Origin of the sequence: Bacillus sp. AY3-1, assembly GCF_008368785.1 — a bacterium.
Taxonomy (GTDB): domain Bacteria; phylum Bacillota; class Bacilli; order Bacillales; family Bacillaceae_G; genus Bacillus_A; species Bacillus_A wiedmannii.
In genome coordinates this window covers 21,960-48,319 of record NZ_QORZ01000035.1, presented here as the reverse complement: position 1 = coordinate 48,319, position 26,360 = coordinate 21,960, and the positions used below count along the sequence as shown (strand labels likewise).

Genomic DNA, 26,360 nt, shown 5'->3' with positions numbered 1-26,360 from the left:
GCTCGATTTTGTTATTGTTTTGGCATTAAGAAGATTTTTCTTTCTTCATACGTATCTTCAAATTCCAAAAAGCAGCAAGCATAATAGCTGCAAAGGAGCCGCTAATTGTTGCTAATAGTTTTGCATAAGGATAAGCATTCATATCAACTAGTAACATCATACATACAAGGGTAGGGAAGAAGGCTAAGTATTGTAATAACTTTAATTTGTTATCATTACTCATATATATCGTTCCTTTCTAGTATGTTATATGTTTATTGTAGCATATTTTTCCAAGTTTTCATTTGCACTTGGAAGCGGATTCATCCTACATTTGATTAAAGTTTCATTTCATATGTGTAAATGCAATTTTTTAATTCGATATTGTAAGTTTTGCCTACTTAATCCTAAAAACTTTGCAGCCTGTGAGATATTACCGTGATACTCTGTCAGAATTTGATTGATGTAGTTCTTCTCCATTGTCTCTATTGTGTGCTTTAACGTTTTAGGTGCATCATCCTCGTTATTAGTTAGGGAAGGTTGCATATTGAATTCTTTTTTTATTTGTTCACGAAAGCGAGTGGGAAGATGAAACGCTGTAATGATATTTTCATCTTCAACTAAATTCATCGAACCTTCAATGATATGTTCCAATTCCCGTACGTTTCCAGGCCAATCATATGCATACAAGAATTCTCTTACATGTACATCTAGATCCGTTACGCCAAGTCCAAATTGAATGTTGTACTTTTCGATAAAGTGCTGCACAAGATCAGGAATATCTTCTTTTCGTTCACGTAAAGGCGGGAGACATAAAGTAACGACGCTTAATCGGTAATATAAGTCTTCCCGTAATCGATTATGTGTAATAGCTTCAAGAGGATCTTCATTAATAGTTGCTATAATACGAACATCAATTTCTTTTTCTTGTGTGCCTCCGATTCTTCGTATTGTTTTTTCTTGTATAGCTCGTAGTAACTTCGCTTGAAGTGCTGGACTTAATGAGTTGATCTCATCTAATAACAAAGTTCCTCCATTTGCTTCTTCAAATAAACCAGCTTTATCGATAGCTCCTGTAAATGCACCTCGGTTCGTACCAAATAATAAGCTTTCCATGAGTGTATCAGGTATAGCGGCACAGTTTTGTGAAATAAATGGTTTTGTTGAACGTTGACTTTCATTATGGATACTTTGTGCAAATAGTTCTTTACCGGTCCCTGTTTCTCCTACGAGAAGTATGGATGAGGATGTACGAATTACTCTCTTTGCTTCTGTAATGACAGATTGAATAGCATTAGAATCACCGATTATGTGATCAAAGGTAAACTTATTATTTTGTTTTCGAGAAAGGTTCGTTTTCATTGTTTGTTTGAAATGGCTAATCTCTGTTGAAATTTCAATAGCGCCTTTAATTTTTCCGTTTTCTATTATAGGGAAAGTATTGTTAATTGTTGTAATTTCTTGCCCTTTATTGTTAAAATACGTTTGTTTTATATTTTTGTTTGTTTTTCCTAATTTTAATGCCTCTATTAGAGTACTATTTTTATTTTCTTCAAATGCGAATACTTCTAAAGGACTTTTATATAGCACATCTGAGCGTTCCATTGATTCAATTTCCATCATTTTGCGGTTATAGATAATCGTTTTACTTTCCTCATTAATAATATGAATCCCGATATCGAGCTCATTGAGTAAAGTTTCATATAGCATATTCATTTCAATGATCTGTTTAAAATTAATTTCTTCTGTAAGCATAGATTATTTTCTCCTCATTTCACCCTATGAAGACTGACTTTTTATAATTTTATTAAAATTCTTATAAAATCGCAAAATTTTTTTGCTATTTTCCCTTTAAAACTTCTCAAATGATAGAAAAATTTTGCGGTTATGAAGATTTTTTTTTGAGAAACCTTCATTTTAAATAGGAATTGGAGATTGGTACGCATTTTGCATAAATAATAGTTGAAATCTCTAAAGGAGGGATATGCAACGTTTCAGTACCGATTAATAAGAAGGAGGAGTTTATAAAGTGAAGATGGTTATAGAAGGCGTGTATAGTCCTTGTTACGGGAAAGTAGAGAAGTTATTTGTTACGGAAAGTTCTTACGTATACGAGTGGGAGAAATTAGCGTTAATTGAAACAATAGATAAACAGAAAGTAGAAATCAAGGTAGGAATCAGTGGGTATATCGAATCATTAGAAGTAGTAGAAGGACAAGCTATCGCTGATAAAAAGTTATTAATAACAGTGAGGGATGATCTTTTAATAACAGGTAGTGATTAATCTATGTAGTTTGCTCTTTTCAATAATTATTTTTAATATGACTGATTTTAAAGACGCTTACATGGAGTGGGTTTCCAAAGGGAAAAGGGGGGATTTATATGATGGATCAAAACCAAGGGTTAAAACGGGAATTGAAAAGCAGGCACATATTTATGATTGCACTTGGAGGAGTTATTGGTACCGGTCTTTTTTTGGGATCTGGGTATACAATTCATGAAGCTGGGCCTGGAGGAGCGATTGTAGCGTATCTTGTTGGAGGATTTGTTATGTATTTAACGATGCTCTGTCTTGGAGAGTTAGCTGTTACGATGCCTGACGCAGGATCTTATCAAACGTATGCTACAAAGCACATTTCCCCTGTAGCGGGTTATGTAGTCGGCTGGATGTCATGGCTAAACTGGTCTGCTACGATAGGTATTGAACTGATTGCAGTTAGTATTTTAATGAAACGATGGTTTCCTGATGTACCGTCATGGATTTGGTGTGTAGCGTTTGCGGTGCTTCTCTTTGCTATCAATGCGTTATCTTCAAGAAGTTTTGCAGAAGTTGAATTTTGGTTTGCAAGTATTAAAGTAATTACAATCATTGCATTTATTATTTTAGGCGGGGCAGCAATGTTTGGTTTTCTAGATATGAAAGGAAATGAACCAGCACCAATGTTCTCTAGCTTTACTGATTATGGTGGGTTGTTTCCAAATGGATTATCAGCCATTTTAATTACGATGATTGCAGTTAATTTTTCCTTCCAAGGAACGGAACTAGTTGGTATTGCAGCTGGAGAGAGTGAAAATCCAGAGAAAACGATTCCGAAGGCAATTAATAATACAGTTTGGCGTATACTTGTGTTCTTTGTATTATCTATTTTCATTCTTGCAGGCTTATTCCCTTGGCAGCAAGCGGGAGTGATAGAAAGTCCATTCGTAGTTGTATTTGATAAAATTGGTATTCCTTATGCAGCCGATATTATAAATTTCGTTATTATTACAGCGGTTCTATCCGTTGCGAATTCAGGATTATATGCAACTTCTCGTATGCTATGGTCTATGTCTAATCAAGGAATGATTAGTCCAATTTTCGGTAGGTTATCTAAAAATGGTGTTCCTATTTATGCATTGATTGTAAGTACAATTGTAGGTTGCCTTTCATTACTATCAGGTATTTATGCGGAAGATACAGTTTATTTATGGCTACTTTCTATTGCCGGGTTCGGGGCGATATTAGTTTGGGCATCTATTGCTCTATCTAACTTGTTGGCTAGAAGGTCATACATTAAGCAGGGCGGGGATGTGAAGGACTTGAAATTTAAAACACCGCTGTATCCATTCGTACCACTGCTTGCGTTAGTATTAAATGTAACAGTAATTGTTGGTATGGCTTTTATTCCAGAACAAAGAATGGCATTATATTGTGGTATTCCATTTATGATTGTTTGTTTACTGTTTTACCGTGCGACAAGAAATAAGGCACGTAAGGTAGAACATATTGAAAAAACAAATACAACAGAGGCAGAAAGTTTGTAAATATATTAGAAACTTATGCTAAAAAAAGAGACTGTAAAATTGTAAACAGTCTCTTTTTTTGTGACAATAAAGCTGGAAACATACTATGTATGCAAAGGGGAACTAGCGATGAATCAAGAAGTTTCACAGCTATTAGAACAGATTGATTTACGAAAAGATGAGTTACTAGAGCTTACAAAGATTTTAATTCGTTTTGAAACACCAGCACCGCCGGCGAGAAACACAAATGAGGCGCAAGAATTTGTTGCAGATTTTCTAAAAAAACGAAATTTTAGTGTTGATAAATGGGATGTATATCCGAATGACCCGAACGTTGTTGGGGTGAGAAAAGGGCTAGAAAGTGACACACATAAAAGTCTTATTATTAATGGACATGTGGATGTAGCAGAAGTATCGGTAGATGAAGCGTGGGAAACCAATCCGTTTGAGCCATTTATAAAAGATGGTTGGTTAGTTGGACGTGGTGCGGCGGATATGAAAGGAGGACTGGCTGGAGCACTATTTGCTATTCAACTGTTACAAGAAGCTGGAATTGAATTACCTGGAGATTTAATCTTTCAATCAGTAATTGGGGAAGAAGTTGGAGAAGCAGGTACACTTCAATGCTGCAAAAGAGGTTATGATGCTGATTTTGCAGTCGTAGTGGATACAAGTGATTTACATATGCAAGGACAGGGCGGCGTAATTACTGGATGGATTACTGTGAAAAGCCCCCAGACGTTTCATGATGCAACACGCAGGCAAATGATTCATGCTGGAGGACGTTTATTCGGAGCGAGTGCGATTGAAAAAATGATGAAAATTGTGCAAAGTTTACAAGAATTAGAGCGTCATTGGGCAGTTATGAAAACATATGAAGGTTATCCATCTGGAACAACAACAATTAACCCAGCTGTTATTGAAGGCGGACGGCATGCAGCATTTATTGCGGATGAGTGCCGGTTATGGATAACGGTGCACTTCTATCCGAATGAAACACATGAACAAATAATAAAAGAAATTGAAGAGTATATTGAGAAAGTAGCGGCTGCCGATCCATGGTTAAGTGAAAATCCACCACAATTTAAGTGGGGCGGAGAATCAATGATTGTGGATCGTGGCGAAATTTTCCCTTCTTTAGAAGTAGATAGTGAACATGAAGCAGTAAAAACTCTTAGCTCAGTACACGAATCAATTCTATCTAAAAATGCAATTTTAGATATGTCTGCAACGGTAACGGATGGTGGTTGGTTTAGTGAATTTCATATTCCAGCTGTTATTTACGGACCAGGTACATTAGAAGAAGCTCATTCAATAAATGAGAAAGTTGAAGTAGAACAGTTAATTAAATTTACAAAAGTAATAACAGCATTTATATATGAATGGTGTCACACGAAAAAATAGATTAGTGTGTTGAAATCGTACAGGTATGTATACTTGTACGATTTTTTAGTGAACTATTTCAGAGTTGAACAGAAACAACTGAAATAGTTCTTTATTTTTCTATGTTTTTCGTTTTAGTTCGATTAATTTTTCTTTCGCTAATTCAACAGCAATTGCATCATCTAAATAGCCAATTGGAAAGAGATAGTCGGGAATAATATCTGTCGATAAAATGAAATACAGTAATGCGCCTCCAAGAACTGCACGCTCTTCTTTTGAGATAGTTTCATTGCAAAATTGTTGATACATATCGGTTAATTGTTCAATAAAAGGACCAGCGCTATCAATTTGTTCTAATTTACTCGCGAAACTTTCATGAATACGTTTTTCACCTTCTGTTGTCTGAGCATAGCGTTCATAGTTTTCAAGTTCTTGTTTTACGCGAGTTGTTGTATAGTCAAAATCGAATAAGTTAGAGGATTGCAGCGTTTGCTGAATTGTATCAAGAGATGTGTACATATCCGTCTTTTCTTTATTAATGTGAGGAGAATCAGGATACATTTCATCAAATAACAATTGGGGTGGAACTTGCAAACATTCTGCAAATTTTTGTAGATGTTTTTGTTTTGGCGGTTGTTTACCATTCATAATTCTTGAGATTGTTGCGGGATCAATATTTGTATGCATTCCTAATTGACGCATGGATAAGGCACGTTCTTTTAAAAGTTTTTTTATTAATGTACTAAGCCGCTCATTTGGGTTTTCTTTAGGCATAGTGAAGGCACTCCTTTTTTATTGTTGAAAAAATGTTGAGCATTTCTTACATGTATATGAAACAGACAGGCACAGTTGCTCAACATTTTCATAATATGCATTGAAAAGTGAGAAAAAGGGGTGGCTGTTTATGAGTACGGCAGGTCTATTTTCAATTTTTTTAATCGGTATTGCTTCTAATTTAGATAATGCAGGTGTTGGGATTGCATATGGCATTCGTAAAATTCGAATTTCGTGGCTTAACAATTTTATCATCGCATTTTTTGGTTTTTTATTTACTTTATTAGCTGGCTTTTTTGGGAACTGGATAGCGTTATTTATTTCAGAGTTTACTGCAAACCTAATTGGAGCAATCGTTTTAGGTATAATCGGTGTGTTTATTTTGTGCCAGCCTTTCTTGGGGCAAAGAAATACTGTAGGTTCTAAAGATGGTAATGTACTTATGGGCATTTTACGTGATCCAGAAAAAGCAGATTTTGATGGTTCTAAAACAATTAGTTTTTCAGAAGCAATTGTTTTAGGGGTTGCGTTGTCTATTAATAATATTGCAGGTGGATTTGACGCTGGGGTCACAAACTTGAATCTGTGGCTTACAGCAACTATTTCTGGGGTGTTTAGTTTTATTTGTATTAGTGGTTTTGCTTATGTAGGAAAACGATTTTTAGCAGAATACTTAGGGAAATGGGCTACTGTTATTGCGGGCGTGCTATTAATTCTTATTGGGATAGATCAGTTATTGTGAGGAGAATAGAAAACAATGTTCGAGTATTTCCTTGGAAATATGGCAAAGGATTGCATATATCGACGTACTTTTCTCCATACTAATACGGATTTCTTTTAAAGAAAGGGTGATCCGTATGGGACGCGGAAAAGCATTTGATCATAAGAAAAAAGGGCATGACCATCAACCGCCTAAAGGTGCGTTTATTCATAAAGATGTAAATGAACATACTTTAGAAGAGGAAGAGCTACCAGTAAATATTGAGGCGTATAAAAATAGTTTAAAAAAACATTAAAAGCACCTACATAGGTGCTTTTTCAACGTATATCTTCAATTAGTTGTTCCGATTCTTCATGCATACTGTACTCACTTAAAACTTGAATGCAAAGCCACTTTAATTCTTCGATAGTATGTTCAAGTTCTTCAGGAAGCACATGATGAATGTCTTCAAGTCCCATTCCGAAATGAATAAGTTCAAGTACTTGATCATCGATGTTCCGATCCATTAGTAGTTCAAGTACTTCTAAATTGAATATGTATCGGTGAGCTTCATCGAGTGAAACCACTTTTAACTTCAAGCTTTCTACAATACTCAATATAAAAAGAAGAATTGTTTTTTCAAGAACAGGCTGTTTTTCCATTTGAAATATTAGTTTCATCTTTCACACCTCCACATATAGCGCTAGGTTGTACTATATTATTCAGGAGGGGGGAGCAAATATGCATGATATAGAGAAACTTTTAGTACTGTTTTGTAAGGGGATGGATAGCGGATAAAGTTGAGGTTTTTATGAAATGAAAAAAATCCTGCTAGTATAGCAGGATAACTCTGAATTAAAAAATGCTCCAACCTTCTTGAGCAGAAAGAAGTTCAAGAATTTTAAAACCAGCGATACTATTTCCGTTTGCATCTAAAGCCGGTCCGAAAATGCCAATTCCCATTTCTCCTTTTACGCAGCCGAAAATGCCACCAGCTACGCCGCTTTTTGCGGGGATACCAACGCGGATCGCAAATTCACCAGACTCGTTATACATACCACATGTAACCATAAATGTTTTACAGATTTTTGTAATATGTTTAGGGATAATTTGTTTTTTCTTATATGGATCATATCCATCCATCGCAAAAATTAAGCCGATACGTGCTAAATCGATACAGTTTACTTCAACTGCACATTGTCGAGTGTATAAATCCATAAGTTCTTCGATGTCACAATCGATAATTCCGTTTTGTTTCATGTAGTAACAAAGTGAACGGTTTAAGTAAGCTGTCTCTAATTCTGAATTGGCAACTTTAGAAGAATAATTAATGGTAGGATTATCTGTTATTTCACGTACAAAATGAAGGATGCGCTCCATTTTTTTTTCATTATCTTTTCCTGTTAACATGCTTGTAATAGCTAGTGCTCCCGCATTAATCATTGGATTAAGTGGTTTGGATGGACTTGTTGTTTCTAACTTAATAATAGAGTTGAATGGATCACCAGTTGGTTCCATTCCAACTTTAGAAAATACATATTCTTCACCACGATCTAAAAGGGCAAGTGCAAGTGTAATTACTTTTGAAATACTTTGAAGAGTAAATAGTGTTTGTGAGTTGCCAGCATGGATATATTCGGTTTCTTTATGGAAAATGGCAATCCCTAAATCGTCTGGATTTGCATTTCCTAGTTCGGGGATATAAGTAGCAAGCTTTCCTTTTTTCGTATATGGTTTTACTTGTTCTAACAACTGTTGTAAGTTGTTTGTTTCAATGCACTGCATAGTACCAACGCTCCTATTTCGAATTAACTACGTTTACTTTTCCCGATATGCTCGGAAATAAATAATAACATGAAAAGGTGGAATGATAAAACGAAAGTTACATGTTCTATAGTAGGTATTTCGTTTCGAGTATTCTATATTAAAAAAGGAGAATTTTCCTTTTATATAACAGTTTGGAAATAGGAGATTTATCCATAAAAAATTCAAAAATAAAAACTACACATCTATACAACTATATGTTATTATGGTTATGTAAATAGAAAGCGTTTTCTAAGGCGTACTTATAATGATAACGATTTCATAAATTTGATAGGGGGAATTAAAATGTTGCAGTTTCTACAACGTATTGGTAAAGCATTAATGCTTCCAATCGCCGTACTACCAGCAGCAGGATTATTGCTTCGTTTAGGACAAGAAGACGTATTTAACATTCCTGTTATGGCACAGGCCGGTGCAGCAATTTTTGATAATTTAGCACTTATTTTTGCAATTGGTGTTGCAATCGGTTTGTCTATTGATGGTAGTGGAGCAGCTGGACTTGCCGGAGCAATCGGATATCTTGTTTTACAAAATACAACGAATGCTCTAAGTAAGACATATTCAGCAGCAGAGTTAAATGATAAATTAAAAAGTGTTCAAGATTTAGTAGGTTCAGTAGATCCAACTAAATTAGCAGATACAATGACAAAGGTTTCAAAAGCAGCGGCGTTAACACCGAAAATTAATATGGCCATACTCGGTGGTATTATTGCAGGGGTTGTTGCGGGATTACTATACAACAAATTCCATAAGATTAAACTACCAGAATGGTTAGGATTCTTTGCAGGAAAACGTTTCGTACCAATCATTACTTCAATCGTAATGCTTCTTTTAGGATTAGTATTCGGTCAAATTTGGCCAACGATTCAAAGTGGTATTGATTCAGTAGCACATGGCATCGTGAACTTAGGTTCAATTGGTGCTGGTTTATTCGGATTATTAAACCGTTTATTAATTCCAATCGGTTTACACCACGTAATGAACACATACTTCTGGTTCGTACTTGGTGACTTTACAAATGCAGCTGGCGATATCGTTCATGGTGATATTGCACGCTTCTTTGCAAAAGATCCATCAGCAGGTATGTTTATGACTGGTTTCTTCCCAATCATGATGTTCGGTTTACCAGCAGCATGTTTCGCAATGATTGCAGCTGCTAAACCAGAAAAACGTAAAATGGTTACAGGTATGTTAGGTGGTCTAGCATTAACTTCATTCTTAACTGGTATTACAGAACCAATTGAATTCTCATTCATGTTCTTATCACCAGTATTATATGGAATTCATGCTGTATTAACAGGTCTGTCTCTATTCATTACAACAACACTCGGCATTCACGATGGTTTCTCATTTAGTGCCGGAGCAATCGATTACTTCTTAAATTTCGGTATTGCAACAAAACCATTGTTACTAGCAGGAATCGGTTTAATTTACGCAGCAATTTACTTTGTAGTATTCTACTTCTTAATTAAGAAGTTCGACCTAAAAACTCCTGGTCGTGAAGACGAAGAGGAACTAGCTGAAGGTGAAGAAGCTCCAGTTGCAGGTTCAATTGGTGAAACTTACGTAGCAGCTTTAGGTGGAAAAGAAAACTTAACAGTTATTGATAACTGTGCAACACGTCTACGCTTACAAGTGAAAGATGCTGGTCAAGTAAACGAAGCAGCATTAAAACGTGCTGGTGCAAAAGGTGTTATGAAATTAAGTAACACGAGTGTCCAAGTTATCGTAGGTACAAATGTTGAATCTGTTGCCGATGATATGAAAAAACACGTATAAATAATGAGATAAGAGGATATCCCAAAAGATTGATAACATCAATTTTTTTAGAGGATATTCTCTTTTTTATGTTAACAATTTAACGGGAATCTTACTTTTGTAAATTTTCTTTTTCTTTTTTATACATATAGGTTGGTAATATGTGCAGTGCGTGATAAAGTAGGGATGATATAGAATAGAGTATCCATAATCTGCTAAAATAAATCTTTAGTAGAGGAAGTAAATTATTGGTGAGTAAGGGGAAAAAAGCAATCATGGATCAGGAAAAAAATAATGCGAATGGGAAAGCACGTCGGCCGATTGTATACATAAAAAGAACAATCATTCTCGTCTTACTATTTTCACTTGTATATTTCATGTATACAAAAATTGTTGCGCATAATAAGAAAGAAGAAACTTTAAAAGCAGCGGCAGAAATGAAGAAACAAGAAGAGCTGAAAAAGAAAGAAGAAGAAAAAAAGAAACAAGAAGCACAAAAACAAAAAGAGCAGGAAGAACAAGAAGAACAAGTGAAGCAAGCACAAGCTGTGGAAAAGCCTGCTGAGGGACCACCTCAAGAAATTAATGAAAACGCTCAATTAGATCAATATTTACAAAACGCAGGATTTAGCGGGACAGCTGTTATTGTGAAGAACGGAAAAGTTCTTTTGAATAAAGGATACGGTATGGCGAACAAAGAGAAACAAGTACCGAATAATTCAGAGACAACTTTTTATATTGGTTCTATTTCAAAGGCATTTGTAGCGACTGCTATTATGCAATTAAAGGATCAAAATAAATTAAATGTAGAGGATACGGTTGCAAAGTATATTCCAGATTTCCCTCAAGGTAATGGGATTCAGTTAAAGCATTTACTAACACATACATCAGGAATTCCAGAGTATGAGCAAGGAACAGAGGATATTTCTCATGAAGAACTGATAAAACGAATAGGAAAGCAAAAGCGTGTTGGGAGCCCAGGAGAGAAATGGAAATATTCCGATTCGAACTATTCGATACTCGCCTATATCGCTGAGAAGGTAAGTGGACAACCGTTAGAAGACTATATTAAACAACATATTTTTGCTACTGCGGGTATGAAACATTCTGGTTTCGGTAAAGCGTTAGAGCAAACAAGGTTCCCATCAACAGGTTATAAAATAGTAAATAACAATATGACAACACCTAATATTCCAAGTATGTCACAACTATATGGTTGTGGTGATATATATACAAGTGCACATGATTTATATTTATTTAATGAAGCACTCTTCTCTGGAAAGCTGATTTCAAAAGAGAGTTATAATCAAATGTTTACGGCTGTGAAAAAGGATTACGGATTTGGTTGGTATGTAGACCCGGGAAGTTATTCGAATCACGGTGTAATGCCAGGATGGAATTGTTTAAATGGATTTAGCAAAAACGGAAGTGTGTATGTCGTTTTATTATCTAACATTCAAAATAATATTAAATCGTTTGGTAAAGTGAATAACGACATTTATACGATGTTGCGAAATATTGAAGTGTAAGAGGCTATCCTATTGGATAGTCTTTTTTTATTGAGGAAGTGTAGGGGCAATGGGATAATGAAATAAAGTGAAACTTTAATCAGTGGGGGATTCTTCATCCCTCACTGATTATTAGCCCTCACCAATCGGGCTTTTACGGGCAGTCGATCCCCCACCTAACTTCTTTGCTTTCGCTGAATTTTGAAGTGGGGGTCTTACTGCCCGGCGAATAGCGGGATAAATGGAAAAGGAGGAGGAGTATGAGTATAGATAGGCATCACGCACGTAATGCAAAACGCATTTTTTTTGTATCTATTATTGTATGGGTTATTGTCACAATTGTATTAGTGATGGAATATAAAAAAGGGACGCTATTCACTTCGGAGAAAGAAAATTTGAAATTAATAAGTGTTGTAATACCGGCATTTGGATTATTCATATATAGCTTTATGGAAAAACGAAGATCAAAAATACTTAAAAAGGAAATTTATAATATAGAGAATTCCGAATTATTTGAGCAACAAAAATTTGTTGTTCGTAAAGAGGTAGGGATATTTCAAGTAATAACGTACTTTGGATTAGATGGCAGTGCATTAGGTTTTTTAAAAGAAGAGTATGATTTTGTTATTCAACGTGTATGGCAAGTTGTACTTTCTTTTCTTTTAAAGGGACTACATAAGCAACAATTTTATTTATATAATCGCTCGGGAGAAAGATTGTTGCGTGTTCAAAAGGAGATGGGAGTACGAAACTTCTATACTTTTTCTAATATAGATGGAAAGAAAATTGGAGAGTTGAAACAAGTACTAAGTTTAACAAAGTGGGAATGGACCTTTTTAGGGATAGATGGTGAAGAAATTGGTAAAGTGGCTGGCGATTTCTCAGCAACAATGCAGAAAATAGATTGGCGAGATGGAACGCATATTGATGTAAAAGAAGATGGTATTCCTTTAGAAGCTGTTAAGTATTTCTCGGCAAGTGGTGGTTCACTTGTTACAGCTTCTATAAGTGAACAGGCAGAATTACCACGAGCGGTTTATTATAGTGCAGCTGCCATTGTTACAATTAAAAATTAAAATATACATAAAGATAGATGGGATACCATCTATCTTTTTTGTGTGACTAGAAAAGATGGTTTCTTTGAAAAATGTATGCCTTACCTATCACAAAAAAAGCCTGCTCTGTATACATTAAGATGTATGGATGTGTTTTTATACTTTAAAAATAATAGGAGGAGAAGTGTATGTGTTTGTTCGGTAAGTATTGGAAAAAGCTATCGAGATTGTTTAATAGACAATTAGATTATTTTTTAGATAATAAGTTATTGCCTGCTGTGGAGAGACTTTTATTTTCACAAAACTTCGCGAGATTTATTCAAAGAAACTCTAAGCAAGCTACGGAAGAAGTTATTGAATCAAGTAGATTTCAATCTATTATTTGTAACATTTTAAAAGAATGTAATACATCACCTTTTAAAGAAATTGCAGAGCAGTATTTGGGTAAAAACGTAGAGATTACTGTGACAGTTGGACAGTTAACGGGTGTGATTGTAGCAGTTGGTGATGATTTCTTAACACTGCAAGAAGGAATAGGAACAGAAGTTTTATTACCATTTACAAGTATTATATCAATTAAAGAAGCGTAAGAAAGGAGAGTTATATATGTTATTTACTGATGAATTACGTAACCATGTTGGTGAACTAGTGCAAGTTGTGACAGCTGTAGAAATCATTGCAGGCGTTCTTTTATCTGTGACGGATGGGGTAGTAATTGTTCGTACTTCTCCTTCTTATGGACCACCAGAAGATGTAGTTGTACGTATTCCGATTATTGCTTATGTTCGCTTGGAAGGGTAAGCGTGATACAAGTATGAGAGTGTCAGTTGTTATTCCAGTGCATAATGAAGCAAGTACTTTATCAAAAGTTTTAGTAGAAGTAAGGAAGTTGGAACCATATGAAATTATCATAGTAGATAATGGATCGACAGATGGTACGAAAGAAATAGCGTTACAGCATAATTGCCGTGTGATTTATTATAGATATTCTCTTGGTAATGATGTGGGACGGGCAATTGGTGCTAGAGAAGCAAAAGGTGAAATTGTTTTATTTTTAGATGGCGATATCGTCATGAAAAGTGAAGAATTATACAATTTTATTAAAGGAATACAGCAAGGACATGAGATTGTTTTAAATAATTTAACATGGTCCGTTTATTTGAAGATGAGACCGCATTATACGACGGTTGGAAAATATATGTTAAACCGTTATTTGAACAAAAAAGAATTTGTTGTAGGGTCTTTAATTGCGATACCACATGCGATAAGTCGTGAAGTGATTGAAGAACTAGGGTGGTGGAATTTAGCGAATCCAGCACTATTTCAAGCGATGGCGATGTCTAGAGGAGTAGATATTTCTGATATGGCTTCAGTTGATGTCATTTACACAAATAAAGTTCGTCCTGTCCATACGGGCACATCACCTGGCTCTCCTTATCCGAAAGCGACTAGTCGTATTATGGGTGATCATTTGCGAGCTTTACAATACGTAATCGAAACATACGGTAATCGCGGTGGTTTTTCAGAGGGCAATAAAGATAGGGAGTTTGTAGGAAAGTATAAACCAGTTTTATTACAAAAGAAAAAAGCGAAATATAGTGCCATTATCCCAGTATCAGAAGAGAAAACAACTATAAGGTCTGTTATACAAGAAGTGAAAAAAGCAGGTGTAGATGAAATTATAGTTGTTGTGAATGGAGCTGCCGTAAAGACCATTAAACAAGTAAAGCTAGAGAATGTTATTGTTGTTGAGTTGGATGAAGTGCTTGGGCATAATGTAGCACGGGCGATAGGGGCCATGTATGCTACGGCAGATATTTGTTTATTTGTTGATAGTGATTTTATTATTCCAGCAACAAATTTAATTCTATTTTTGCGTGCTATTGAAGATGGAAGTGATGTGGCATTAAATGATTTACAGTGTTTATTAGATATGTTTCATCCAGCAGATCCAATTAGCATGGGAAAATATTTTGTGAATTTGATAGCGAAGCGACCAGATTTATGGAATAACTCATTAACAGCAGTACCACACGCTATGCATAAAAAAGTAATAGAGAAAATTGGTTATGATTCTCTTGTGATTCCTCCATTAGCTCAGGTGAAAGCTATTTTAGAAGGATTCTCTATTACAGCAGTAGAGTTAGTAGATGTTATAAAAACAAATCGAGTACGTCCAGAGCAACACGAATTTGTAAATGGGCGTATTTCAGCATTTGATCGTATTTTCGGTGATCAAATTGAGGCGATTGCGTATTTATTACAATGTACAGACGAACGCGGTGGCTTTACGGATGGAGATAGAGATAGAGATATCATTCAACAATTGAGAAGGGAAGAAGAGAATACAAATGAATAGTAGTAAAGTAGCTATTATTGGCTTAGGGTATGTTGGCCTTCCTTTAGCAGTCCATTTTGCAGAGAGAGGGCATACAGTACTTGGGTTAGATAAAGATATTAGAAAAATAGAATCAATTATAAAAGGAGAAAGCTATATTCCGGATGTTTCTTCTAAAGAGTTACAAAGTTTATTGGTGAAAAAAAAATTAATAGTGAACACACCGGATCAAGGCATTGCTGATTTTCAAAATAGTGATTATGTTATTGTTACTGTCCCGACGCCGATTAATGAACAAAGAGAACCAGACTTAAGTGCCCTCATTTCAGCCTCACATTATATACAACAAAACCTTCAAAAAGGACAAACCTTCATTTTTGAAAGCTCCACATATCCAGGTACACTCGAGGAAGTTATCATTCCTATTATTTCTCAAACAGGTAAAAAGGTAGGAGAAGATTTCTATATCGGATATTCCCCTGAGAGAATTGATCCGGCTAATAGTCACTATTCTGTTCAAACGATTCCAAAAGTTATTAGTGGACAAACAGAAAAGTGTAAACAAAAAGTTCAGGAGTTGTATAGCACTACATTTGATGTCGTTGTTCCAGTTAGTTCTCCGAAAGTAGCGGAAATGTGTAAGTTATTTGAAAATATTCAGCGCCTAGTCAATATTTCATTAGTAAATGAGTTAAACACACTATGTGAAAGTTTAGGAATTGATTTTTATGAGGCGATTGAAGCCGCATCTACAAAACCGTTTGGATTTACCCCATATTGGCCAGGACCAGGAATAGGAGGACATTGTATTCCAGTAGATCCTTTATATTTCCAATGGAGAATAAAAAGGAATGGGGAAATTAGTCAATTAATTGAGGCTGCACATGTGATTAATGAAGAAATGCCAGAGAAAATAGTCCGGAAAGTAAAAGGCATGGTGCAATCACCTGCATCAGTTTTAATTATAGGAATTGCATATAAGAAAGATGTAAATGATTTGAGAGAATCACCGGCTTTACCAATTATTGAATTGTTACTAAAAGAAGGATATGAAATCGAATATCACGATCCATATATTTCTTCTGCAAAGTTTGAAGGCAAGGTGTACCAATCTGTTTCTTTGGATGAACATGCCGTTAAACAAGCGGGTTGTATATTAATTTTAACTGATCACTCTAATATCGATTGGAAGCTTTTTAAAGGTATGAAGCGAGTAATAGATACACGTGGAATTATAAAGAAGGTGAGTGTATGAGTAAGAAATGTTTAATTACAGGTGGAGCAGGATTTATTGGTTCACATTTAGCTGAAGAGCTGGTGAAAAGAGGGTATGGGGTTACGATCGTTGATAACTTCTATAAAGGGAAAAATAAATATCATGATGAGTTAATGAAAGAAATTCGAGTTATTCCAATAAGTGTTTTAGATAAAAATTCTATTTATGAATTAGTAAACCAACATGATGTAGTGTTTCATTTAGCAGCAATTTTAGGCGTGAAAACGACAATGGAAAAGAGTATAGAGCTTATTGAAACGAATTTTGATGGAACGAGAAACATTTTACAAGCAGCGCTAAAAGAAAAGAAGAAAGTGGTCTTTGCTTCTACTTCAGAAGTATATGGTAAGGCAAAGCCACCCTTCTCTGAAGAGGGAGATCGATTATACGGGGCAACTTCTAAAATACGCTGGAGTTATGCAGTGTGTAAAACATTAGAAGAAACATTATGTTTAGGATACGCATTAGAAGGTTTACCGGTAACGATTGTTCGTTATTTTAATATTTATGGTCCAAGAGCGAAAGATGGTCCGTATGCAGGGGTAATCCCACGATTTATTAGTGCGGCTTTGCAAGGAGAAGACATTCTCGTATATGGAGATGGAGAGCAGACACGTTGTTTTACGTATGTAAGTGATGCGGTAGAGGCAACGATTCGAGCGATGGATGAGAAGGTAAATGGTGAAATTATTAACATAGGTTCTGACAATGAAAAGAGTATAAAAGAAGTGGCAGAAGTAATTAAAAAGCTAACGAAATCCTCTTCAAAGATTGTTCAAGTTCCTTTTGAAGAGGTGTACCCACATGGCTTTGAAGAAATTCCAAATAGAAGACCAGATGTTGCGAAATTAAGAGAACTTGTTCAGTTTCAAGCAGAAGTAACATGGGAAGAAGGATTGAAAGAAACTATTAAGTGGTTCCGTGAAGAAAATAATGGCTAAGTCACTATCGGTCATTATACCTGTATGTAATGAAGCTGAAACGATTTCAGATGTTATCCAATCGGCAAAAGGATTAAATCCAATAGAGATTATTGTAGTAGCAAACGGTTGTAACGATGGTACAGAAGAGGTTGCTGATCGTTTAGGGTGTAAAGTAATCAAGTATATAGAGCTACTAGGGAACGATGTTGGCCGCGCGATTGGCGCAAAACACGCGATAGGTGATGTATTACTATTTATAGATGGAGATTTTGCTATTCAAACTTCAAAATTACAATTATTCCTTAATCCGATTTTACATGATCAGGCCGACATCGTTTTAAATAATTTGGACGCATTATTTTTAAAGAAACAAAAACCGCACGCCGTGACAGTATGGCGCCAAATATTAAATGCAATGTTAGAGCGTGAAGAATTAAAAATTGATTCCTTATTAGATGCACCTCATGCGCTGACGAAAGAGGTCGTTCAAAGCATCGGATATGAATGTTTTGTTAATCCTATTTTGGCTCATTTACGCCTCGTTCAAAGTGAATGGAGAATTAGTCGGCATTGTGCAATTGACGTTATTACGCCAAATAAATTTCGGCCGACCGAGCATGCTGCGTACGGCACGGGTCTTTCGCAATCTGAAAAACGGATGATAGGTGATCATATAGAAGCTGTAGCGGAGCGAATAGTAGGTAGCGATGAGCGCGGAGGGTATTGTGATGGAAATAGGAAAAGAGATAGTGTCTATCATACTTTAGATTTCGAAGATTTTTATCAAGGATGGGGCGTTACATCTAAATTGTATAAAGGAAAGCAATTATCGGTCGTCATTCCTGTACAAAATGAAGAGAAGACGATTGGAAACGTTATAGAAGAGCTCCGCAAAATTGAACCTTTTGAAATTATCGTTGTTGTAAATGGTTCGTCTGATAAAACAGCAACGATTGCAAAAGACAAGGGAGCAACAACAATTGTATATAAAGAAGCACTTGGCAACGATGTGGGACGTTCACTTGGGACTTATTTCGCCAAAGGAGAAATTGTATTATTTATAGACGGTGATTTTGTTATTCCAGCTAGTGAGCTATATCCATTTGCAAAAGCTATTGCAGATGGAATGGATGTCGCATTAAATGATCTAAATCATTATTTAGATTTAAGAGTACCGCTTCATCTTGTAACTGCATTTAAATATGTATTAAATTTAGCTTGTGATAGAAAAGATTTAGGAGTAGGATCTCTTATCGCTGTACCTAATGCGTTTAGCCAGAAGTGTTTGAAATCAATTGGGTATAGGTCTTTATTGTCACCTTGCGTAGCGCAAGTGAAAGCTATTCTTTCAGGATTCGAAATTGCGTGTGTAAGTCGTGTAGAGGTCGATAAGATGAACCGCATTCGTCCCAGTGAACATTTTGCAAAAATAGGTCATCCTCCAGCTGTCTTGCGAATTATAGGTGATCATATAGAAGGATTAGAGCAATTAATTGTATTAGAAGGTAGCCGTGGTGGATTCTATGATGGGAATAGAAAAAGAGATGTTTTAGAGTAGTAACAAAAAAAGTGTACAACATATGTACACTTTTTTTGTTCTGTTATAAAAACTATAACAGACTAGGAGATAAGAGTATTACAGCTCTACAATGGGTATTGTTCTTATATTACAAAATAGGACTCGTATATAAGGATACCAAAAAAATACAATTAAGGAAAGGGTTAATTATAAAGACTTTTAAGTGAAGTTAACACTATGCATATAGTAGTTTGCTCAACATTTCACAAACATGTCACAACTATTTCGTTCACTTTAACAAAAAAGTAGTATTCTAAGTGTGTAAGCTGTTATATAAAAAATCTTAGTCCTGTACTAATCAAAAATGGAGGAGATTAGGATGACTCAAGTATTAGAAAATGTTAAAAACGCATGGGAAAACTTTAAAGGTGAAAAATGGAAAGCAGAGATTGATGTTCGCGATTTCATTTTAAATAATGTAAACGTTTTCGAAGGAGACGAATCTTTCTTAGCGGGAGCAACTGAAGCAACGAAACAACTTTGGGATCAAGTAATGGATTTAACAACGAAAGAACGTGAAAACGGTGGCGTTCTTGATATGGATACAAAAATTGTTTCTTCTATTACATCACATGAACCAGGATATTTAAATAAAGATATTGAAAAAGTAGTCGGTTTCCAAACTGAAAAACCATTTAAACGTTCTTTACAACCATATGGTGGTATTCGTATGGCGGAACAAGCTTGTGAATCTTATGGATACGAAATGGATAAAGAACTTAGTCGTATTTTCAGAGACTGGAGAAAAACGCATAATCAAGGTGTATTTGATGCATACACACCAGAAATGAAAGCGGCTCGTAAATCAGGTGTAATTACTGGCCTTCCAGATGCATACGGACGTGGACGTATTATCGGTGACTACCGACGCGTAGCATTATATGGTATTGATCATTTAATTGAAGCGAAAAAAGCTGATTTGAATTTAACTGGCGGTGTAATGAGCGAAGATACAATGCGTTTACGCGAAGAGTTATCTGAGCAAATGCGTGCACTTCAAGAGTTAAAACAAATGGCTGCTTCTCATGGCTTTGATATTTCTAAGCCTGCAACAAATACACAAGAAGCATTCCAATGGTTATACTTCGCATATCTAGCAGCAATTAAAGAGCAAAATGGAGCTGCAATGAGTCTTGGACGTACTTCTACATTCTTAGATATTTATATTGAAAGAGATTTAGCAAATGGTACTTTAACAGAAGAAGAAGTACAAGAAATTGTGGATCACTTCATTATGAAATTACGTCTTGTGAAATTTGCAAGAACACCTGATTATAATGAATTATTCTCTGGTGACCCAACTTGGGTAACTGAGTCTATCGGTGGTATAGCATTAGATGGTCGTCCATTAGTAACAAAGAACTCATTCCGTTTCTTGCATACATTAGATAATTTAGGACCAGCTCCAGAACCAAACTTAACAGTTCTTTGGTCTAAACAATTACCGCAGAACTTTAAAAACTACTGTGCGAAAATGTCTATTAAAACATCAGCAATTCAATATGAAAATGATGACATTATGCGTGCTGACTACGGTGATGACTACGGAATTGCTTGTTGTGTATCTGCAATGAGAATTGGTAAACAAATGCAGTTCTTCGGCGCACGTGCAAACTTAGCAAAAGCATTACTATATGCGATTAACGGTGGTAAAGATGAAAAATCTAAAGCACAAGTTGGTCCTGAGTACGCACCGATTACTTCTGAAGTATTAGATTATGAAGAAGTTATGCGTAAGTTTGATATGACAATGGAATGGTTAGCAGGTCTATATTTAAACACATTAAATGTTATTCATTACATGCATGATAAATATAGCTACGAACGTATTGAAATGGCACTTCATGATACAAATGTTCTTCGTACAATGGCAACAGGTATCGCGGGTCTATCTGTAGTAGCAGACTCTTTAAGTGCAATTAAACACGCAAAAGTAAAACCAATTCGTGATGAAAACGGTATTGCAGTTGACTTTGAAATCGAAGGAGATTTCCCTAAATACGGTAACAATGATGACCGTGTAGATGAAATCGCTGTAAATCTTGTAAAAACATTTATGAATAAACTTCGTAAACATAAAACATACAGAAATTCTGTTCATACAATGTCGATCTTAACAATCACATCTAACGTTGTATACGGTAAGAAAACTGGTAACACTCCAGATGGTCGCCGTACTGGAGAACCATTTGCACCAGGTGCGAACCCAATGCATGGTCGTGATACAAAAGGTGCATTAGCTTCATTATTATCTGTAGCTAAATTACCATATGAAGATGCACAAGATGGTATTTCTAATACATTCTCTATTATTCCAAAAGCACTTGGTAAAGAAGATGATGTACAAGTACGTAACTTAGTATCAATGCTTGATGGTTATGCAGTAAAAGAAGGCCATCACTTAAATATTAACGTATTTAATCGTGAAACATTAATGGATGCGATGGAACATCCTGAGAAATATCCACAATTAACAATTCGCGTATCTGGTTACGCTGTAAACTTTATTAAATTAACTCGTGAACAACAAATCGATGTAATTAATCGTACAATGCATGAAAGTATGTAAGTGAAAAAGTGTCCCTCTGCTTTTTATAAATAGCAGAGGGGGGCTGCTTCAATAAAGGAGGAAGTAACATGATAAAAGGAAGAATTCATTCTGTAGAGTCTTGTGGTACTGTTGATGGCCCAGGAATTCGTTATGTCATATTTACACAAGGGTGTTTATTACGTTGTCAATACTGTCATAATGCTGATACGTGGGAGATCGGTAAAGGAAAAGAAATAACAGTTGAAGAAGTAATGCAGGATGTGACATGTTACCTTCCTTTTATTGAAGCTTCTGGAGGCGGTATAACAGTTAGTGGTGGTGAACCATTATTACAGCTAGATTTCTTAATTGAATTATTTAAGAAATGTAAGGAAGTTGGAATCCATACAACAATTGATTCTTCGGGTGGTTGTTATTCTGAAGAACCAGAATTCCAAAATAAGCTAGATATTTTAATGGATTACACAGATTTAGTTTTATTGGATTTGAAACATATTGATTCAAAGAAACACCGTAAATTAACAGGGAAACCAAATGAACATATTTTACAATTTGCTCGTTATTTATCGGATAAAAATAAACCAATTTGGGTAAGACACGTATTAGTTCCTGGTGTTACGGATAATGAAGAGGATCTACAAAAATTATCTAGCTTTATTCAAAGCCTGTCTAATGTTCAGAAGGTTGAAGTGCTACCATATCATAAGCTTGGGGTATATAAATGGGAGGCACTTGGGCATAAGTATCCACTCGCGAATGTAGAACCACCTACTGAAAAAAATGTAGAGCAAGCAAGACATATTTTACAAGCAGTCTAATCCAAATATTGGATTAGGCTTTTTACTTTCTTTACAATAAAACCTAGAGTATGTATATAGAAAAGAGTATACTAAAAATAGAATATCCATATTTTTGTAAGGAATAAGTGGAGAAATTTACATAATTGTAAAGGGAAATCAAAATAGTAAAAAGAATTAAGAAGTAAAAGAGTGAGTATCATGGAATAGAGAACATTTGTAAGTTATTGCGAAAGCTCTTATAGGAAAGTATAATGTAAAGATATGAGCACAGATAGGATTAAGGGGTCAATCTTATATGCTTTGCATATCCACGACAGGTACATAGCTGAAAGAGAAGTATTAGAATCTGTTTATGTAATTTTTAAGGAAAATGTTTTTCCTATTGTCGTATATGCAATATGGAGAAACAATAAGCTAGGAGTGGATTTGTTTGATAAAAAACCCCAAGGTTTTAATATTAACTGCACATTACGGTAATGGTCATGTGCAAGTAGCGAAAACATTAGAACAAACATTTCGCCAAAAAGGAATTAAAGATGTAATTGTATGCGATTTGTTCGGAGAATCACATCCAGTTATAACCGATATTACAAAATATTTATATTTAAAAAGTTATACAATAGGAAAAGAATTATATCGCTTGTTTTATTATGGCGTAGAAAAAATTTATGATAAAAAAATAGCATCTTGGTATGCGAACTTTGGAAGAAAACGTTTGAAATTACTTTTACAAGCAGAGAAACCGGATATTGTTATTAATACTTTTCCGATCATAGCTGTACCAGAGTTAAAAAAGCAAACAGGTATTTCAATTCCTGTTTATAACGTATTAACGGATTTTTGTGTGCACAAAATATGGATTCATCGGGAAGTAGATCGTTATTTTGTAGCAACTGATCACGTAAAAAAAATTATGATTGATATTGGTGTGCCCGCGGAGCAAATTGTTGAAACTGGAATTCCGATTCGTAGTAGTTTTGAGCTGAAGATCAATCCAGACATTATATATAATAAATATCAGTTATGTAAGAATAAAAAGATTTTACTAATTGTAGCAGGTGCTCATGGGGTATTAGGAAGTGTAAAAGAACTATGCCAATCATTTATGTCAGTACCTGATTTACAAGTAGTTGTCGTTTGTGGAAAAAATGAAGCGTTAAAACAGGATTTATTAGGGATTCAGGAAAAAAATCCTGATGCATTAAAAGTATTTGGTTATGTTGAAAATATCGATGAATTATTCCGTGTTACTTCTTGTATGATTACGAAGCCGGGCGGTATTACGTTAAGTGAAGCGGCAGCATTGCAAGTACCTGTCATTTTATATAAGCCTGTTCCAGGACAAGAAAATGAAAATGCGATGTACTTTGAAAGAAAAGGAGCTGCAGTTGTCATTCGTGATGATAGTGAGGTTTTTGCAAAGACAGAGGCGTTATTACAAGATGATATGAAGCTTCTTCAAATGAAAGAAGCGATGAAAAGCATTTATCGTCCGGAGCCAGCTGGTCATATTGTGGATACAATTTTGGCAGAAAATCATGTAGAACCGAATCATATACCTATTAAATCACCTGCTCTTGCACAATTATTTACTTAATATGAAACCCTCTTTTATATGTTTAAAGAGGGTTTTTTATTGTTTTATAAGATAAAGTAGTAACTTATCCACATGAAGATTACGCTTTCATTAAACAGTAAAGTCGAAATATTAACAACTATATCCACATTGTCCACAATTTTTAGAAAACTATCCACAATTCTAACATTTACTATGCGTTACAACATATAAACTTGTGAAGGATTCGTTGAATTTATTCACAATTCTATAAATTGTGTGGATAACTTTATCCACACAAAAAAGGTTCCTTATTTATAAGGAACCTTTTTGTCTATTCTATCACGTAGAAAAAATATGTAATGAGAATGAATAATTAGGGGGGAAAACGTCTAATTATTCATTCTCACTTTAAATACTTTTCGAGCGATAACCCGCTGCGCGATCTGCTTTGCGAAATTCTCGTTGGTAAAGAACTTCTTGTGTACTAGATAATGTGTTTTTTGTTTTGTCACGTTTCTTTTTATCCATTACAAATCACCTCGTGTCCTAAAGTCACTATCTATCGTTTCCAAAGACATAGGGTGATATACGTATATGGCAAAATGTTAATGATTAATTATTTTTTCTAAAAATTTAGATTATGCTTCTTTTAATTGGTGAGCATCTTGGAACGTTGTATCTCGCATTGTAGCAAGTGTATATTGATCTTTTGGGATTTCATATAAGTTATATACTTCTTCATTTGCGTTAATTTCATCATAAACGGCTTTTCTTGTTTCGTTTGCTAGATTTACATATTGTAGTTTTTCGGCAGCTTTAATAGAACGAATATTTATTTTACGAATACGCATAAAGATTGTTTCAATATCTAATTCATAGAAAAGTTCACTAAAAAATGAATCTTTCGCCAATTTATTATAGCCTTTTCCATGATAGGATTTGCCAAGCCATGTTCCGAGAAATCCGGCTTTTTCTTGCACATCAAATAAAGTAATTGTTCCGATAGGGTTACCCCATTCATCTAAAATTGTGCGTGAAATTAATTCCCCACGCTCTTCAGCTTCAATCGTTTGTTTCGTTAAAAATAAATACTCTTCATAAGAATAAGCCTTTTGACGCACAAAAGGGAAGACAGCTGGGTCCACCATTAACTCGTATAGAACGTGGCTGTCGTGTAAGTCGCGTTTTTTCAACATACTAACTCCTCCTCACACGAGGGTAGCATGACGAAAAAACACCCCACCCTCGAAATTTTTATATCAATCTTTAAAAAATTTCGGGGTGGGAATCGAACCCACTAGAACCAGTTTCTAACGCTGGTGGCGCACCATTTGCCTTCCCCATTCATCAATTTGAAAATGATAATCACGACACAAATTGATTATGGTTTCATTCAGTTTATAATCGTATAATACTTTATCTAGTCAAAAAAATAAACTAGTTTTTTTTATTTTTTTTGTAAATTATTTTTCCATCAATCATGGTTAGTACAGGCTTGGCTAAATAATGGAAAGGATGATGAGTCCATAACACGAGATCAGCGTCTTTTCCAACCTCAATGCTTCCAATTCTATCCTCTAAACGTAAATTTCGTGCTGGAAATATGGTGATTCCTTCTAGTGCAGTTTTTTCGTCTAATCCTTCTCTTACTGCGACAGCAGCACAAATATTTAAATATTGAATTGGTGTATAAGGGTGATCTGTTGTTATAGAAACTTCCACTCCATTTTTCGATAATATATGGTAAGTATCCCATGTTTTGTTTTTAAGTTCGATTTTAGAACGGCGTGTAAGAGTGGGGCCAACTGAAACCTTCAAATTGTGTTTCGAAAGCTCTTCAACAATGAAGTGTCCTTCTGTACAATGTTCAATACGTAAATCGAGATTGAACTCTGTTGCAAAGCGTAGAGCAGAACTAATATCATCTGCTCGGTGAGCGTGGATACGTACGGGTATTTCGCGGCGTAATGCTTTTAAGATAGGAAGCATTCGAAAATCAGCTTCATGCCCGTAGTGCTGTGCTTCATAGAATGATTCCCGAAGTAATCCCATAATTCCCATACGTGTTATGGATTCTTTTGTTCCATTACTATGGACCTTTTTAGGGTTTTCTCCAAAGGCAATCTTTAAGCCGGCAGGTTCTTGAATAATCATATGATCAATACAAGTTCCAGCTGTTTTTATTACACAAGTCGTACCACCGATAATGTTTTGACTTCCTGGCATAACGTGAACAGTTGTGATTCCGTTTTGTACAGCATCTTGAAATGCAATATCAAAAGGGTGGATTCCGTCCAAAGAACGGATATGTGGTGTTGAAACTTCAGATGTTTCATTTGCATCATTGCCAGCCCAACCAGTACCTTCATCATAGAGACCAAGATGAGTATGGACATCAATAAATCCAGGTAAAAGATGAAGAGCACGAGCGTCTATAACTGTCATATCTTGAGTAGGTTGAATGGAAGGCTTGACCTCGGCAATTCTTTCTCCTATAACGAGTACATCCCCTTGAAATTTTTGGGATGTAATAGGATAGACAATGGCTTGTTTGAGCAATATTTTCATAGG

26 protein-coding genes are annotated in these 26,360 nt (G+C 35.3%); 18 read left to right on the top strand and 8 right to left on the bottom strand.

Annotation, left to right across the window (positions count from 1 at the left end; all coding sequences use genetic code 11):
• Positions 1 to 25: 25 nt before the first annotated feature.
• Both DN389_RS27260 and DN389_RS27255 read right to left on the bottom strand, forming a co-directional pair.
• Positions 26 to 223: a hypothetical protein gene (locus DN389_RS27260; RefSeq protein ID WP_000063921.1), complete on the bottom strand. Its 198-nt coding sequence runs from the start codon at positions 221 to 223 to the stop codon at positions 26 to 28.
• A gap of 107 nt (positions 224 to 330) precedes the next feature.
• Positions 331 to 1,734 (bottom strand): sigma-54 interaction domain-containing protein, encoded by a 1,404-nt coding sequence (locus DN389_RS27255; RefSeq protein WP_098190891.1) that lies wholly within the window; start codon positions 1,732 to 1,734, stop codon positions 331 to 333.
• Positions 1,735 to 2,008: 274 nt separating this feature from the next.
• On the opposite strand from DN389_RS27255, the gene DN389_RS27250 reads away from it, so the two are divergent.
• The 3 genes from DN389_RS27250 (at position 2,009) to DN389_RS27240 (ending at position 5,166) form a co-directional block, all read left to right on the top strand.
• Positions 2,009 to 2,263, top strand: a complete 255-nt coding sequence (locus DN389_RS27250; protein WP_000784766.1) for a biotin/lipoyl-containing protein — start codon at positions 2,009 to 2,011, stop codon at positions 2,261 to 2,263.
• 98 nt (positions 2,264 to 2,361) lie between these two features.
• Complete coding sequence (locus tag DN389_RS27245) at positions 2,362 to 3,783, top strand: amino acid permease (protein ID WP_149237781.1); 1,422 nt, start codon at positions 2,362 to 2,364, stop codon at positions 3,781 to 3,783.
• Positions 3,784 to 3,843: 60 nt separating this feature from the next.
• Positions 3,844 to 5,166, top strand: coding sequence for an acetylornithine deacetylase (locus tag DN389_RS27240; RefSeq protein WP_142343587.1), 1,323 nt, complete (start codon positions 3,844 to 3,846; stop codon positions 5,164 to 5,166).
• 99 nt (positions 5,167 to 5,265) lie between these two features.
• On the opposite strand, the gene DN389_RS27235 is transcribed toward DN389_RS27240, so the two are convergent.
• Complete coding sequence (locus DN389_RS27235; RefSeq protein WP_001123723.1) at positions 5,266 to 5,919, bottom strand: DUF1232 domain-containing protein; 654 nt, start codon at positions 5,917 to 5,919, stop codon at positions 5,266 to 5,268.
• Between the two features lie 130 nt (positions 5,920 to 6,049).
• Here DN389_RS27235 and DN389_RS27230 point away from each other — a divergent pair, with 130 nt between their 5' ends.
• Together DN389_RS27230 and DN389_RS28570 are read left to right on the top strand one after the other, a co-directional pair.
• Positions 6,050 to 6,661 carry a manganese efflux pump gene (locus DN389_RS27230; protein ID WP_000100745.1) on the top strand — a complete coding sequence of 204 codons (612 nt, stop codon included), beginning with the start codon at positions 6,050 to 6,052 and terminating at the stop codon, positions 6,659 to 6,661.
• A 115-nt stretch (positions 6,662 to 6,776) separates the two neighbouring features.
• Entirely contained in the window at positions 6,777 to 6,935 is a 159-nt protein-coding gene (locus DN389_RS28570) for a hypothetical protein (RefSeq protein WP_000532409.1), read from the top strand.
• A gap of 22 nt (positions 6,936 to 6,957) precedes the next feature.
• On the opposite strand, the gene DN389_RS27225 is transcribed toward DN389_RS28570, so the two are convergent.
• Both DN389_RS27225 and glsA read right to left on the bottom strand, forming a co-directional pair.
• Complete coding sequence (locus DN389_RS27225; RefSeq protein ID WP_000766602.1) at positions 6,958 to 7,299, bottom strand: DUF3969 family protein; 342 nt, start codon at positions 7,297 to 7,299, stop codon at positions 6,958 to 6,960.
• 175 nt (positions 7,300 to 7,474) lie between these two features.
• A complete protein-coding gene (gene glsA, locus DN389_RS27220) occupies positions 7,475 to 8,404 on the bottom strand; it encodes a glutaminase A (protein WP_001149862.1) in 930 nt (309 codons plus the stop codon).
• Positions 8,405 to 8,473: 69 nt separating this feature from the next.
• On the opposite strand from glsA, the gene DN389_RS29280 reads away from it, so the two are divergent.
• The 13 genes from DN389_RS29280 (at position 8,474) to DN389_RS27155 (ending at position 23,828) form a co-directional block, all read left to right on the top strand.
• A complete protein-coding gene (locus tag DN389_RS29280) occupies positions 8,474 to 8,587 on the top strand; it encodes a transcriptional regulator (protein ID WP_074651593.1) in 114 nt (37 codons plus the stop codon).
• A 141-nt stretch (positions 8,588 to 8,728) separates the two neighbouring features.
• Positions 8,729 to 10,222, top strand: coding sequence for an N-acetylglucosamine-specific PTS transporter subunit IIBC (nagE, locus tag DN389_RS27210; RefSeq protein WP_000938876.1), 1,494 nt, complete (start codon positions 8,729 to 8,731; stop codon positions 10,220 to 10,222).
• A 254-nt stretch (positions 10,223 to 10,476) separates the two neighbouring features.
• The gene (locus tag DN389_RS27205) at positions 10,477 to 11,730 is read left to right on the top strand and encodes a serine hydrolase domain-containing protein (protein ID WP_088061664.1); all 1,254 of its coding nucleotides are present in this window, start codon (positions 10,477 to 10,479) and stop codon (positions 11,728 to 11,730) included.
• Between the two features lie 239 nt (positions 11,731 to 11,969).
• On the top strand, positions 11,970 to 12,785 hold the full coding sequence (locus DN389_RS27200; RefSeq protein WP_098190894.1) for a sugar ABC transporter ATP-binding protein: 816 nt from the start codon (positions 11,970 to 11,972) through the stop codon (positions 12,783 to 12,785).
• A gap of 167 nt (positions 12,786 to 12,952) precedes the next feature.
• Positions 12,953 to 13,354, top strand: a complete 402-nt coding sequence (locus DN389_RS27195; protein WP_046953685.1) for an LSm family protein — start codon at positions 12,953 to 12,955, stop codon at positions 13,352 to 13,354.
• A gap of 16 nt (positions 13,355 to 13,370) precedes the next feature.
• Positions 13,371 to 13,565 carry an LSm family protein gene (locus DN389_RS27190; protein WP_098190895.1) on the top strand — a complete coding sequence of 65 codons (195 nt, stop codon included), beginning with the start codon at positions 13,371 to 13,373 and terminating at the stop codon, positions 13,563 to 13,565.
• Between the two features lie 13 nt (positions 13,566 to 13,578).
• On the top strand, positions 13,579 to 15,123 hold the full coding sequence (locus tag DN389_RS27185) for a glycosyltransferase family 2 protein (RefSeq protein WP_149237780.1): 1,545 nt from the start codon (positions 13,579 to 13,581) through the stop codon (positions 15,121 to 15,123).
• Positions 15,116 to 16,357 carry a nucleotide sugar dehydrogenase gene (locus DN389_RS27180; RefSeq protein WP_098190897.1) on the top strand — a complete coding sequence of 414 codons (1,242 nt, stop codon included), beginning with the start codon at positions 15,116 to 15,118 and terminating at the stop codon, positions 16,355 to 16,357. The genes DN389_RS27185 and DN389_RS27180 overlap by 8 nt, the downstream gene beginning before the upstream one ends.
• The gene (locus DN389_RS27175; protein WP_060486943.1) at positions 16,354 to 17,319 is read left to right on the top strand and encodes an NAD-dependent epimerase/dehydratase family protein; all 966 of its coding nucleotides are present in this window, start codon (positions 16,354 to 16,356) and stop codon (positions 17,317 to 17,319) included. The genes DN389_RS27180 and DN389_RS27175 overlap by 4 nt, the downstream gene beginning before the upstream one ends.
• Entirely contained in the window at positions 17,312 to 18,859 is a 1,548-nt protein-coding gene (locus DN389_RS27170; protein WP_149237782.1) for a glycosyltransferase family 2 protein, read from the top strand. The genes DN389_RS27175 and DN389_RS27170 overlap by 8 nt, the downstream gene beginning before the upstream one ends.
• A gap of 340 nt (positions 18,860 to 19,199) precedes the next feature.
• Positions 19,200 to 21,449 (top strand): formate C-acetyltransferase, encoded by a 2,250-nt coding sequence (gene pflB, locus DN389_RS27165; protein ID WP_098190899.1) that lies wholly within the window; start codon positions 19,200 to 19,202, stop codon positions 21,447 to 21,449.
• Between the two features lie 68 nt (positions 21,450 to 21,517).
• Positions 21,518 to 22,249, top strand: a complete 732-nt coding sequence (gene pflA, locus DN389_RS27160; RefSeq protein WP_000589742.1) for a pyruvate formate-lyase-activating protein — start codon at positions 21,518 to 21,520, stop codon at positions 22,247 to 22,249.
• A gap of 412 nt (positions 22,250 to 22,661) precedes the next feature.
• The gene (locus tag DN389_RS27155; RefSeq protein ID WP_060486945.1) at positions 22,662 to 23,828 is read left to right on the top strand and encodes a diglucosyl diacylglycerol synthase; all 1,167 of its coding nucleotides are present in this window, start codon (positions 22,662 to 22,664) and stop codon (positions 23,826 to 23,828) included.
• 369 nt (positions 23,829 to 24,197) lie between these two features.
• Here DN389_RS27155 and DN389_RS27150 read toward each other — a convergent pair whose 3' ends face one another.
• The 3 genes from DN389_RS27150 to DN389_RS27140 form a co-directional block, all read right to left on the bottom strand.
• A complete protein-coding gene (locus DN389_RS27150; RefSeq protein ID WP_000358487.1) occupies positions 24,198 to 24,317 on the bottom strand; it encodes a YfhE family protein in 120 nt (39 codons plus the stop codon).
• 110 nt (positions 24,318 to 24,427) lie between these two features.
• A complete protein-coding gene (locus tag DN389_RS27145) occupies positions 24,428 to 24,985 on the bottom strand; it encodes a GNAT family N-acetyltransferase (protein WP_088121224.1) in 558 nt (185 codons plus the stop codon).
• Between the two features lie 241 nt (positions 24,986 to 25,226).
• Positions 25,227 to 26,357, bottom strand: coding sequence for an amidohydrolase (locus DN389_RS27140; protein ID WP_000698306.1), 1,131 nt, complete (start codon positions 26,355 to 26,357; stop codon positions 25,227 to 25,229).
• Positions 26,358 to 26,360 lie beyond the last annotated feature (3 nt).